At 76.1% G+C, this 12,458-nt stretch carries 8 protein-coding genes; 5 read left to right on the plus strand and 3 right to left on the minus strand.

The annotated features are described in order from the left end of the window. Nucleotides 1-3: 3 nt before the first annotated feature. The 3 genes from ACFY8W_RS27910 to ACFY8W_RS27920 all read right to left on the minus strand — a co-directional run bounded on the left by ACFY8W_RS27910 (nucleotide 4) and on the right by ACFY8W_RS27920 (nucleotide 3,826). A complete protein-coding gene (locus ACFY8W_RS27910; protein ID WP_391110721.1) occupies nucleotides 4-1,224 on the minus strand; it encodes a sensor domain-containing protein in 1,221 nt (406 codons plus the stop codon). 467 nt (nucleotides 1,225-1,691) lie between these two features. Beyond that, nucleotides 1,692-3,068, minus strand: coding sequence for an FtsX-like permease family protein (locus ACFY8W_RS27915; protein WP_391110724.1), 1,377 nt, complete (start codon nucleotides 3,066-3,068; stop codon nucleotides 1,692-1,694). Between the two features lie 5 nt (nucleotides 3,069-3,073). Then, a complete protein-coding gene (locus tag ACFY8W_RS27920; protein WP_391111074.1) occupies nucleotides 3,074-3,826 on the minus strand; it encodes an ATP-binding cassette domain-containing protein in 753 nt (250 codons plus the stop codon). Between the two features lie 166 nt (nucleotides 3,827-3,992). On the opposite strand from ACFY8W_RS27920, the gene ACFY8W_RS27925 reads away from it, so the two are divergent. The 5 genes from ACFY8W_RS27925 to ACFY8W_RS27945 all read left to right on the plus strand — a co-directional run bounded on the left by ACFY8W_RS27925 (nucleotide 3,993) and on the right by ACFY8W_RS27945 (nucleotide 12,410). Next, nucleotides 3,993-5,429 carry an aminotransferase class I/II-fold pyridoxal phosphate-dependent enzyme gene (locus ACFY8W_RS27925; protein WP_391110726.1) on the plus strand — a complete coding sequence of 479 codons (1,437 nt, stop codon included), beginning with the start codon at nucleotides 3,993-3,995 and terminating at the stop codon, nucleotides 5,427-5,429. 76 nt (nucleotides 5,430-5,505) lie between these two features. Then, nucleotides 5,506-6,096 (plus strand): dihydrofolate reductase family protein, encoded by a 591-nt coding sequence (locus tag ACFY8W_RS27930; RefSeq protein ID WP_391110729.1) that lies wholly within the window; start codon nucleotides 5,506-5,508, stop codon nucleotides 6,094-6,096. 206 nt (nucleotides 6,097-6,302) lie between these two features. Then, nucleotides 6,303-7,907, plus strand: coding sequence for an alkaline phosphatase D family protein (locus ACFY8W_RS27935; protein WP_391110732.1), 1,605 nt, complete (start codon nucleotides 6,303-6,305; stop codon nucleotides 7,905-7,907). Between the two features lie 433 nt (nucleotides 7,908-8,340). Further along, nucleotides 8,341-9,747, plus strand: coding sequence for an SWIM zinc finger family protein (locus ACFY8W_RS27940; protein WP_391110735.1), 1,407 nt, complete (start codon nucleotides 8,341-8,343; stop codon nucleotides 9,745-9,747). Next, a complete protein-coding gene (locus ACFY8W_RS27945) occupies nucleotides 9,744-12,410 on the plus strand; it encodes a DUF6493 family protein (RefSeq protein ID WP_391110738.1) in 2,667 nt (888 codons plus the stop codon). The genes ACFY8W_RS27940 and ACFY8W_RS27945 overlap by 4 nt, the downstream gene beginning before the upstream one ends. Nucleotides 12,411-12,458: the final 48 nt, after the last annotated feature.

Below are 12,458 nucleotides of genomic sequence, written 5' to 3' on the forward strand. Positions count from 1 at the left end.
CCGTCACAGGCGGCTCGGCAACTCTGCGGTGACCACGGTGGGTCCGCCGTGCGGACTCTCCACCCGCAGCCCGCCGTCCACGGCCGCGAGCCGCTCGGCGAGACCGGTCAGGCCGCTGCCCGCGCCGAGCGCCGCGCCGCCTCGGCCGTCGTCGCGCACGGTCAGCCGGACCCGGCCGCCGGCCGCTCGCGCGGTGAGTTCGGCGGAACGGGCAGCGCTGTGACGGGCGATGTTGGTGAGCAGTTCCGCCGCGCAGAAGTACACGGCGCGCTCCACTGCCGGGTCCGGGCGTTCCCTCAGGTCCAGCCGGACGGCGAGCGGTACGGGTGAGGTGGCGGCGAGGCTCGGCAGCGCCTCGCCGAGACCGCCGTCCAGGGCCACCGGGTGAATGCCGCGGGTGAGCCGCCGCAGTTCGGCGACGGTCTCGTCGGTCTGGCCCCGGGCCCGGTCCACCAGGGTGCGCAGCCGGTCGAGGTCCGGGCCCTCGGCGGGGGCCAGCGCGTCGTCGGCCAGCGAGAGGGTGATGGCGAGGGCGACCAGGCGGGCCTGGGTGCCGTCGTGCAGGTCCCGCTCCAGCCGGCGCAGCCGGTCACCGCTGTCCGTGAGCAGCGTGGCCCGGGCGGTCTCCAGCTCCCGTACCCGCTGCTGGGCCCGCGCGGGGCCCAGCAGCTGCCGGGCCAGCCACCGGTTCGCCGCACTCAGCGCCCGGACCGCGCCGGGCACCGCGGAGAGGAGCAGCAGGCCGAGGACGACGGCGACGAGGTCCCACCGCAGGGGCCGCGGGCCCGGTTCGAGCAGCCGGGCCCAGAGCGGGTAGCCGAGCAGCCAGACAGTGCCGAGGGGAAGCACGACGGCGGCGGCGAACCCCAGCAGACCGAGGGGCATCCGCAGCACCAGATAGAGCAGCGTCCGCCACGCGACGGGATCGGTCAGCACGGCACGGCCCCGGGCGACCACGCCCGTCGGCCGGGGCAGCGCGCCGGGCGCCTCGACCGCCTCCCCGAGCAGCCTCCCGACCAGCCACCGGTGCGGAGCGCCGAGCCCGCGCGCGCCGAGCAGTCCGAGCACCACGAACGGCAGCCCGAGCACGGTGAGCGACAGCAACGCCCCCGCGTACACGACCGCCAGCGCGTAGCCGCCGCCCACCAGGGCGAGCGGCAACCCCACGACGGCGAAGACCCATTCGCCGCCGTGGAGCGAGGGGCGGGCCCGCGACTCAGCCACGCCCGCCCCAGGAAACGGAGGCGGATGCCCCGCCCGCGGCCGACCTTCGCGACGGGAGCGCGCCGGCGGACCTTCGCGCCGGGGCCGGGTCAGCCGGCCTGCGCACCGGGAGCGCGTCGGCGGGCCCTCGGGTCGGGAGCACGTCGGCCGGCCCTCCCATCAAAAGCACGTCGGCTGGCCTGCGCGTCGGGGCCGCGTCAGCCGGCCTGCGCGTCGGGACCGGGTCGGTGGGCCTTCGCACCGGGACCACGTCGGCGGACCTTCGCGCCGGGGCCGGGTCAGCCGGCCTGCGCACCGGGAGCGCGTCGGCGGGCCCTCGGGTCGGGAGCACGTCGGCCGGCCCTCCCATCAAAAGCACGTCGGCTGGCCTGCGCGCCGGGGCCGCGTCAGCCGGCCTGCGCACCGGGAGCGCGTCGGCGGGCCTTCGCGTCGGCAGCGCGCACCAGGGGCGGTGCTCTGGCCCGCGGTCAGTCACGGCCGCCCGCCGCTTCCGCCGCCGCGCCGCGTACGGCGCGGAGGCCCGTGGCCAGGATGCCCGGGACGGTCAGCGCCGCCGCGCCGGCGACGATCCAGGCGCAGTCGGCCGGACGGACGTGCGGCAGCGGCGAGCCGGTGAGGGCGGTACTGAAGGCCGCCGTGGCCGTGGCCGCGACCGCCGCACCGAGGAGGACGCCGACCACCGTGGTCAGGACCGCTTCCACGGTCAGCATGCGCATCAGCTGGGTGCGGGTCGCGCCGACGAGCCGCAGCAGCGCGAACTCACGGCGGCGGTCGGCGGTCACGGCGACCAGGGTGTTGACCGTGGAGACGGCGGCGAAGCACGCGAGCAGCGCCAACTCGGCCTGGCGCAGCCAGACGTCGGTGGCGGAGGTCGCGCCGGTCGTCGCCGCGGTCGCGGCGTGCTCGGCGGTGGACGTCATGATCGACATGGTGCCCGACAGCCCCACCAGGAGTGCGACCGGCACCACGGCGTACGACAGCCGCCGCGCGTAGCCGCGCAGGTTGGCGTCGGCCAGCCAGCCCGCGCCGGGCGCCAGGGCCCGTACCGGCGCGCCCAGCGCCGCGGCGAGGACGCGGGCCACCAGCGGCCCCAGCAGGGCCACCGCGACCAGCAGCACCAGTGAGCCGAGCAGCGTCGCCTGGCCGGCCTTGTCCGCTTCCTCCGGCGTCCGGGTCGCGGCCAGTCGCAGCAGCAGACCGCCGCCCACCAGGACGCCCGCGCCGGCGACGAGCCGTACCGCGCCGGTCCGGCCGTGCTCGGTGGAACTCGCGGTGAGGGCGGCCGCCGGAGCGATCCGGGAGATCCGCCGGGCCGCGACGGCCGTGGCCGCCAGGCCGACGGCGAGCACGGCGGCGAGCGCGACGGGCGCGACCACCGTCGCGACGGGCGCTCCCGGCACCCGCACCTCCGGCGCCGCCAGCCCTCGCCGCTGCAGCTCGGCCAGGAAGCGCCGGGCCGCCGCCCAGCCGACCGCCCAGCCCGGTGCGGCGACCAGCAGGGTCGTCGCCACGACCTGGCCGCGCACCATGCGCCGGGCCTGGCGGGGCGTGGCCGCGATGGTGCGGAGCAGGGCCAGTTCCCGGTACTGCTGGCGGAGGGCGAAGCCGAGGGTGTTGACGACGACGAAGAACGCGACCAGCACGGCGATCTCGCCGAAGGCTCCGGCGATCAGCATCAGTCCGGGCCCGTCCGCGGCCCGGGCCGCGCCGGGCGGCGCGGTGGCCTCGGCTGCCACCAGCGAACCGAACAGGGTGAGGGTGGCGACGGCGAGCAGCAGCGCGACCGCGAGGCCGGCGAAGGCCGGAGGGCGCCGGCGCATCTGTCCGAGGGCGATCGAGGCCATCGCGCTCACCCGCCCAGCCGGCTGAGGCGTTCGCCGACCTGCGCGGTGGTGGGCCGGTGCAGTTCGTCCACGACCAGGCCGTCGGCGAGCAGCAGCACCCGGTCCGCGTACCCGGCGGCGACGGGGTCGTGGGTCACCATCACACACGTCCGTCCGTCCCGGTCCACTCCCTCGCGCAGCAGGGCGAGGACCTCGTGTCCGGTGGCGCGGTCGAGCGCGCCGGTCGGTTCGTCGGCGAACAGCACCTCGGGGCGGGCGACGAGGGCGCGGGCGATCGCCACCCGCTGCTGCTGGCCGCCGGACAGCTGCCCGGGCCGGTGGCGTTCCCGTCCGGCCAGGCCCACCCGGGCGAGCGCGTCGAGGACGCGGCCCCGGTCGGGGCGCCGGCCGGCCAGCCGGCCGGGCAGCTCGACGTTCTGCGCGGCCGTCATCGCCGGCATCAGGTTGAACGCCTGGAACACGAACCCGACCCGGCTGCGCCGCAGTTCCGCGAGCCGCCGCTCGGGCAGCCGGGACACCTCGGTGTCTCCCCACCACACGGTGCCGCGGGTGGGCCGGTCCATCCCGGCGAGGCAGTGCAGCAGCGTCGTCTTCCCCGAGCCCGAGGGGCCCATCACCGCCGTGAACGTCCCGGGTGCCAGGGTCACCGACACCCCGCGCAGCGCGCGCACGGCGGCGTTGCCGCGGCCGTACTCGCGGTGCAGGTCCTGCGCCCGTGCGGCCGCACCCGTGCCGTGTCCCGTCCGTCCTGCGGACATGTCCCCGTCCTCGCCTTCGTCCTTGCCTTCACGCATGCCTCCATCCTTCGCGGGCGGGGCGCGGCGGTCGATCGTGCCGGCCCCCGGACCCGGGGTTCGGGAAACCGAACCCCAGGTAGGCTCCGCGCCGGACGGTTCGGCCGACGGGACGAGGGGGACGGGGCGCATGCGCGGGCATCCGGCCTGGGAACTGCTGCTGCCCGCGGCGGCGGCACCGGCGCGGCAGCGCGGGCGGTCGTTGCGGGAGGCGCTGCGGGAGGCGGTGCGCACGGGCCGGCTGGCGCCCGGGACGCGGCTGCCGTCGAGCCGGGCGCTCGCCGCCGACCTCGCCGTCTCCCGGGGTCTGGTGACCGAGGCGTACGAGCAGCTGACCGCTGAGGGGTACCTGCGCAGCGACCGGGGGTCGGGCACCTGGGTCGGCGGCGCGGCCCGGGCCGCCGCGCCGGGCGTACGGGACCTGGCGCCGCGCCCGCCCGGCCTGCGGGTCGACTTCCATCCGGGGACGCCCGACCTGTCGCTGTTCCCGAGGTCCGCGTGGGGCGCCGCCCAACGGGCCGTGCTGGCCGAGCTGGAGCACCGGCAGCTGGGCTATCCGGATCCTCGCGGTCTGCCCGAGCTGCGGAGCGCGCTCGCGGCGCTGCTGGCGCGGCGCCGCGGGGTGGTGGCCGATCCCGAGCGCCTGGTGGTGTGTTCGGGGGTGGCGCAGGCGGCGACGCTGCTCGGGTTCGCCCTCCGGGCTCGCGGTCACCGCACGGTGGGGGTGGAGGATCCGGGGAGTCCGGAGCACGCGAGGCTGTTCGCCGCGACCGGCCTGGACACGGTGGGGCTGCCGGTCGACGCGGAGGGGCTCGTGCCGGGTGCGCCGGCGGCGTCCGGGGTGCGGGCGCTGGTGGTGACGCCGTCCCACCAGTTCCCGTCGGGGATCGCGTACACGGCGCGGCGGCGGGCCGAACTGCTCGTCTGGGCGCGGTCGGTGGACGGCTTCGTCCTGGAGGACGACTACGACGGGGACTTCCGCTACGACCGGGCGCCGGTCGGGGCGCTGCAGGGGCTCGATCCGGAGCGGGTCGCGTACGCGGGCTCGGTGAGCAAGTCCCTCGCGCCGGGGCTCCGGCTCGGCTGGATGCTGGTGCCGGAAGCGCTGCTCGACGAGGTCGTGGAGCGCAAGCGCACCATGGACCTCGGCAATCCGGCCCTCGACCAGGCGGTGCTCGCCCGGTTCGTGACGAGCGGCGGGTACGACCGACAGCTGCGGCGCTGCCAGCGGGCCTACCGCGAGCGCCGGGACGCCCTGGTCGAGGCCCTGGAGCGGCACTTCCCCGGCACGGAGGTCACCGGGATCGCCGCCGGACTGCACGTCATCGCGCGCGTGCCGGCGGAATACGGTCCGGCGCCGCGCCTGCTGGAGCGGGCCCGCGCCGCCGGAGTGGCCGTCCGCCCTTTGGAGGACTACGGCACCGCCGCCCCCGACGACGGCGCCGTACGCCTGGTGGTCGGCTACGCGCATCTGACGGCGTCGGCCGTCGCCCTGGGCGTGCGGCTGCTCGCGGAGGCCTACGGGGCGGAGGGACGGCCGCCGCGCGGACGGCCGGGGGCCGCTTAGGCCAGTGGAGTCCGCTTGCGGGAACGACGGCCCACGACACGCTAATTTGGGGCACCCCACAGCAGAGGAGAGCCCCGTGGGCAAGGTGGTCATGTACGGCTCGGTGTCGGTGGACGGCTTCGTCGCGGACGAGAACGACCAGCCCGGACCGCTGTTCGACTGGTTGTCCAGCGGTGACGTCCCGTTGGACGACAGCGGCGAGCTGAAGGTGTCGCAGACGTCCTACGACTACACCCGGCCGTACTGGGACCGGATCGGCGTCACGATCGCCGGCCGCCACGTCTTCGACCTGACGGACGGCTGGGACGGGAAGCCGCCGAGCGGTGTCGACCACGTGGTCGTCGTGTCGCACCGGCCGGAGCCCGAGGGCTGGGACCCCGAGGCGCCGTTCCACTTCGTCGACGGCATCGGGGCAGCCGTGGCCAAGGCGCAGGAGCTCGCCGGTGACCGCGTGGTCGAGGTCGCCGCCGGCGACGTCGGTGGCCAGGTGCTTGCCGCGGGCCTGGTCGACGAGGTGCGCATGGACGTCGTGCCCGTCGTGTTCGGGTCCGGCAAGCGCTACTTCGGGTCGGTCCACGCGCAGCACCTGCTGGAGGATCCCGACGTGGTGATCCGGGGCGACCGGGTGCTTCACCTGCGCTATCGGGTGCGCCGTCGACCGATCTGAGCGGGTACGCGAACGGGCACCACCGACCTGGGCGACCACCGGTTCGCCCCGCCCGCGGGCCCGCGGTTCTCACGCGGGACGCGACGGCCCCCGCCGGCCTCGAGCGTCCCCGTCCGGGCCGTTGTTCACGCGGGGTTCGGCTGGGCGCCTCCCCCGGACGCTAGGGATGGGACCGGCCCGTTCCGACCCGTCCTTGGAGGCGCTCGATGTCCCAGCCCACACCCGGTCAGACACCCGCCGTTCCCGCCCGTCGCACGGTGCTGCGCGGGTCGCTCGCCGCGTCGGCGGCGGCCCTGACGGCCGGCGGCGGTGCCTTCGCGGGCCCGGCGTTCGCGCTGTCGGGACGGCCGTCGGCCGCGTGGGGCGTGCAGACCGGTGACGTGACCGCGCACGCGGGCCTGGTGTGGGTCCGCTCGGACCGGCCCGCCCGCATGATCGTGGAGACCTCGTCGGGCGAATCGTTCCGCCGGGTCCACCAGCACCTGGGGCCGCTCCTCGGCCCCGGCACGGACTTCACCGGGACCACCGCGCTGCGCGGCCTGCCGGCCGGCGAGCAGATCCACTACCGGGTCACGCTCGCCGACCCGGACGACCCGCGCCGTACCGGCGAGCCGGTGACCGGCACGTTCCGTACGGCGCCCGCGCGGCGCCGGGACGGCGTGCGGTTCCTGTGGTCGGGCGACATCGCCGGGCAGGGCTGGGGCATCAACCCGGACATCGGCGGCTTCCGCGCGTACGAGGAGATGCGCCGGCTCGACCCGGACTTCTTCCTGTGCAGCGGCGACACCGTCTACGCGGACGGCGTCATCCAGCCCAGCGTGACCCTGCCGGACGGCCGGATCTGGCGGAACGTCACCACGCCCGAGAAGTCGAAGGTCGCCGAAACCCTGGCCGAGTACCGGGGCAACTTCCGCTACAACCTGCTCGACCACAACGTGCGCGCGTTCAACGCCCAGGTGCCGACGGTCGTGCAGTGGGACGACCACGAGGTCCGCAACAACTGGTACCCCGGGCAGATCCTCGACGACGCCCGCTACACCGAGAAGGACGTCGACGTCCTCGCGGCCCGGGCCTCGCGCGCCTTCGCCGAGTACTTCCCGGTGTCCACGCTGCACGCGCGCGCGGGCGAGAGCCGGTCGGAGGGCCGGATGCACCGGGTGGTGCGCTACGGGCCGCTGCTCGACGTCTTCGTGCTCGACATGCGCTCGTACCGGAACGCCAACTCGCCGGGCCGCCAGGCCGACGACACGACGGGCATCCTGGGTGCGGAGCAGCTGGAGTGGCTGAAGCGGGAGCTGAGCCGTTCGCGCGCGGTGTGGAAGGTCCTGGCGGCGGACATGCCGCTCGGGCTCGTGGTCACCGACGGCGCCACGGACTTCGAGGCGGTCGCGCAGGGCGACCCGGGCGCTCCGCTCGGCCGCGAGCTGCAGATCGCGGAGCTGCTGCGGTTCATCAAGCACCGGCGGATCACCGGCACGCTGTGGCTGACGGCGGACGTGCACTACACCTCGGCGCAGCACTACGCGCCGGAGCGCGCCGCGTTCCAGGACTTCGCGCCGTTCTGGGAGTTCGTGTCGGGCCCGCTGGCGGCGGGCGGTTTCCCGGCGAACAGGCTGGACGACACCTTCGGGCCCGAGCGGGTCTTCGTGCGGGCTCCGGAGCGGGCCAACCTGTCGCCGATGGAAAGCCCTCAGTACTTCGGCGAGGTCGACATCGACGGCGACAGCGGGGAACTGACGGTCCGGCTGCGCGCGGAGGGCGGCACGGTGCTGTTCTCGAAGGTGCTCCAGCCGGGTCGCGTCGGGCAGTAACGGCCCGCTCGCCAGGCGGTGGAGGCCGCCGACGCTCGTCGGGCAGTGGAGACCGGCGCTCACCGGGCAGTGGAGGCCGACGCTCACCGGGCAGTGGAGACCGGCGCTCGTCGGGCAGTGGAGACCGGCGCTCGTCGGGCAGTGGAGGCCGACGCTCGTCGGGCAGTGGAGGCCGGCGCTCATCGGGCAGTGGAGGCCGACGCTCACCGGGCAGTGGAGACCGGCGCTCACCGGGCAGTGGAGACCGGCGCTCGTCGGGCAGTGGAGGCCGACGCTCGTCGGGCAGTGGAGGCCGACGCTCACCGGGCAGTGGAGGCCGACGCTCACCGGGCGAGCGGCGGGTGCCGGGCGAGCGGCGACGGCGGGCGGTTCGCAGCGGCGACGGCGGGCGGCCCAGGGCCCGTTGTCAGTGCCGGGTCCTACGGTCGTTTCCATGACGCGATCCGTACAGGCGCTCGCCTACGCACGCCCTTCCGCCCTTGCGCCCGCCGGCTCCGGGCGGCTGCTCGGCCTGGAGACGGCCGGGGGCCTCACGCCGCTCGGCGCCGAGGCCAACCCCCGCTTCTTCTCCGGGTTCCTCACGTCGCCGCAGGTCGCCGCGCGGGGGCTGCTCGCCGTGGCCGACGTGGCCGCGGCCCGCTACCACCAGCGGATACGACCGGGTTCGCTGGACCCGGTAGTGACCGGGAACGGCGACCGGCTGCGCTTCGAGTCCTTCTCGGGCTGCGGCGGGGTGTACGCGCGCCTGGACGTGCTGAGCGCGGGTCTGGACGGGGCGGAGACCGGGCACGGCACGACGAACGTGGACGTGAACAACCCGCTGCGGGAGGCGCTTTCGCGGCTCACCGGCGACGACCCGCTGCATCTGCGGGTGGGGCCAGAGGAGTTGGCCGTGACCACGCTCGACGGCCCGGTCGTGGAGAAGAAGGTGCCGCTGCCGGACCGCTGGCTGCGCGGTTTCGCCGAGGCCCAGGTCTCCTCCGCGGGCTTCGACCTGCGGGCGGAGCTGTCCGGGGCGGAGGCGGTGCGCTTCCTGCGCTCGCTGCCGCGTTCCCAGGCGCGTGGCCGGGGCCCGCTGTGGGTGGTGCAGTCCGGCCGGACGCTGCGGCCGACGACGCGGCCGGTCCCGGGGGCCGTGTGCCTGGCGGGGCCGGACCGGCTCGTGGCCCTGGAGCGGGTGCTGCGGCATGCGACGGCGCTGCGGGTGTACGGGCCGGTGCCGGACGGGGTGGCGGCGCCGAGCGCCTGGGAGGTGGAGCTGCCGGGCATGCGGCTGACCCTGACCCTCTCCCCCGACCTGGCGCGCGGCTTCTCCGGCGAGGGCGGGGTACTCGAAGCCCTCGCCACGGAGGAGGCGGCGCAGGACGCGGAGCTGGTCTCGGTGCTGCTCGCCTGGGAGCCGCGGATCGACCTCGCCGATCTGGCGGAGCAGTCGGGCCTGACCGTGGACCGGGTGCGGGCCGCCCTCACCCGGCTGGGTACGGCGGGGCGCGTCGGCTACGACGTGGCGGAGGCGGCCTACTTCCACCGCGAGCTGCCGTACGACGCGGACCGCGCCGAACGGCACAACCCGCGTCTGGTGGCGGCCCGGGCGCTGCTCACGGAGCACGCGGTGACCTTGGACGGCGACCTCGCGTCGGTGTCCTCGGGTGAACGGCGCTACCAGGTGCGGGAGTCGGAGGGCGGGCGGCTGACCTGCACCTGCCCGTGGTGGGCGGAGTACCGGGGCCGGCGGGGGCCGTGCAAGCACGCCCTCGCGGTGCGCATGGCGCGGCGGACCGGCGCCGTGCAGACGACGGAGACGGCGGGGACGACGGAGACGGCGGGGAGCGCGCGATGACGGAGACGACGACAGCGGTCGAGGAGCTGCTCGGGGCGGTCCGCGCGGGCGCGTGCGCGAAGGTGCCCGGCCTGCTGGCGGGGCTGGACGCCGACGCCCGCAAGGCGGCGCTGCCGAAGCTGAGCGAGCTGCGCAAGGAGGTGCGCGGCTGGAACTGGGAGCGGTGGAACGAGCAGCGGGAGATCCGGCGCGCCCTGCGGGTGGCGGGAGCCGGCTGCCACACGGGGCCCGCCGCGGCGGCCGCCTGGATCGGCGCGCGCGATCTGTCGGACTGGGGGGAGAGCACGGTCGACGGTGTGCTCCAGGTGCTCGCCGACCGCGAGTCCGCCTGGCTCGCGAACGTGGCGCAGCGGCTCGCCGAGCGGCCGTCCGTCGCCGAGGACGAGTACCGCCTGGTGCACACCCTCGTGGTCCGCTCGGGCTGCCCGGTGCCCACCACCGAGGCCTACCTCCGGGGCTGGTCGCGGACGCTGACGAACGGGCGGCTGCTCGACCGGCTGCGCGAGGACCCCCAGACGCCGGTGCTCGTGCCGTACGTGCTCGCGCTGGCGGAGACGCCCGACCGGCTCACCTGGTCGGCCGGCCCCGAGGACCCCGGGCACTGGCCGACCGCGCTGAAGGCGCTCGCCGAGGAGGGGCTGCTCGACCGGACGGCGCTGGTCGACGGCTGCGTGTCCCGGCTGCTGCGCGGCGGGCGGCCGCGGGACCTGCGCTTCCCGCTGGCCCTGCTGCGGCTGCTCGGCACGACGGACGAGGAGCGGCGGTCGCGGGTCCCCGACTGGCTGGGCATGGCGGCGGACGCGCCCTCGCCGGTGGCGGCGTACGCCCAGGAGGTCCTGGCGGAGCTCGCGCTGGGCGGCGGGCTCGGGGTGCGGGAGCTCGCGGAGATGTCGGGTGCGGTGCTGTTCCGCAGCGAGAAGAAGCTGGTGCGGGCACAGCTGACGCTGCTGGGCAAGGCGCTGCGGCGCGACCCGGGGGCGGCGGCCGACCTGCTGCCTGTGGTGACGGACGCGTTCGGGCACGAGGACACGACGGTCCAGGAGCGGGCGCTCGCCCTGGTGGGCCGGCACCTGAAGGACGTCGCGGACGAGCGGGTGCGCGAGGAGCTGGCGGGCGCGGCGGAGCTGCTGAGCCCGGTGCACCGCACGGCGGCGGCGGAGCTGTTCGGGCTGGCGGCACCAGCCGACGACCTTCCGTACGTGGAGGTGCTGCCGCCCGTTCCGGAGCGGCGCCCGGTGGCACCGGCGGCGGGGACGGTCGCGGAGTTGATGGAGGACCTGGTGTCGGTGGAGCGGAATCCGTACGAGTCCGTCGAGGAGTTCGAGCGAGCCCTGGACGGTGTCGTACGACTGGCGCACCTGGACCGGGAGACGCTGGCGGCGGCGGTGCGGGAGGCGTTCGCGGGCGCGTACTGGATGGAGCATCGGGACCATGTGTCCCGGAGCTCGCAGGGCGTCCTCACTGTGCTGGCCGCCCTCGTGGGCGCGGTGCGGCCGCAGCAGCTCGACATCGCCCGTCGGCGCCCCTCCGGTACGCCGAGTTGTGCCCACGAGGCGCTCACGCGTGTGATCGACGTGCGCGCCTGGGAAGCCGCGTGGCTCGTGGCCACGGCAGCGCCGCTGCCCTTCCTCCTCGCCACGCCAACTCACCACACAGGGGCGATCGATCCGCCGGTCCTGGTGGAGCGGCTGCGGGAGTACCGGGACGCCGGTGTCGAGCCGCTGCCGGTGGATCTGGCTCAGTCGCTGCTGCGGGTACGGAAAGCCGACCCGTCGGCGGCGGAGGCGGCCGCCGACGCGGCGGCGCTCGGCACGCGGGCGGGGGCGCGGCTCGCGGACTGGCTGTCGGCGGACGAATCACTCGCTCCGGGGCTGCGGTTCCTGGAGCGGGGGCGGGACAAGCGTTCGGGGCAGTGGTGGCTGGCGGACCGGCTCGTGGTGGCGATGCGGGAGCGCCGGGCGATACGGGACGAGTTCCCGCCGGCGTTCCAGTGGCTGGGCGGGTCACCGACAGAGACCGTCCGCGGCTGCGGCTATTACCACTGGTCCGGCCTCCGCCCGCTCTGGCCCGGTGTCCTGCCCGACGACCGGGAGACGCTCGCGGCCTGGCTGCTGCCCACGCTGGCCGGTGGGGCCGAGTGGGAGGAGCGGGGTGCGGCCTGGGGTCTCACCGCGCTCGCGGAAGGCGACGGGCCGGTCGGCCCGGCGGTCCATCTGGCGCTTGCCGTGGGCCTCGGCTGCCGGCACGTCGAGGACCGGCTGACCGCCGTGGACGCGCTGCTCGTCCTCGCCTCGCGCGGGGAGCTGGACCCGTCCCTGCTCGCCGCGCGGCTCGCCGTGTTCGTCGCCGACGGCACGGTCAAGCCGAACCGGCTGGCGGACGCGGCCCGGACGGCGGCGGCGACCGGTGCGTACGCGACGGTCCGGGCGGTGCTGCTCGGGCTGCTGCCCTCGGTGCTCGCGGCGCCGAAGCCGGTGCACGGGGCCGGGGAGCTGCTCGCGGTGGCCGCCGAGTGCGTGGAGCGGAGCGGAGGTTCCGGGGAGGTGGCGGGGCTTGCCGAGCTGGCCGCGCGGCGGGGTGCGACGCAGCTGGTGACGCAGGCGCGGAGGCTTGCGGTCGCCCTGGGACAGCGGACCGGTCACACCGCCCCGGAAGCGGCGTAAATCGGTCACTAGTCCCCCAGATCGGCGCTTAACCCGTCAGTCACAAAG

It is taken from the genome of Streptomyces sp. NPDC012637 (assembly GCF_042954805.1).
GTDB lineage: Bacteria > Actinomycetota > Actinomycetes > Streptomycetales > Streptomycetaceae > Streptomyces.

What these genes read in the sequence shown, in the direction of transcription:
- ACFY8W_RS27915 (WP_391110724.1), bottom strand. Translation starts at nt 3,068, where the DNA reads ATGGCCTCGATCGCCCTCGGACAGATGCGCCGGCGCCCTCCGGCCTTC.
- ACFY8W_RS27945 (WP_391110738.1), top strand. Translation starts at nt 9,744, where the DNA reads ATGACGGAGACGACGACAGCGGTCGAGGAGCTGCTCGGGGCGGTCCGC.
- ACFY8W_RS27935 (WP_391110732.1), top strand. Translation starts at nt 6,303, where the DNA reads ATGTCCCAGCCCACACCCGGTCAGACACCCGCCGTTCCCGCCCGTCGC.
- ACFY8W_RS27940 (WP_391110735.1), top strand. Translation starts at nt 8,341, where the DNA reads ATGACGCGATCCGTACAGGCGCTCGCCTACGCACGCCCTTCCGCCCTT.
- ACFY8W_RS27920 (WP_391111074.1), bottom strand. Translation starts at nt 3,826, where the DNA reads ATGTCCGCAGGACGGACGGGACACGGCACGGGTGCGGCCGCACGGGCG.
- ACFY8W_RS27925 (WP_391110726.1), top strand. Translation starts at nt 3,993, where the DNA reads ATGCGCGGGCATCCGGCCTGGGAACTGCTGCTGCCCGCGGCGGCGGCA.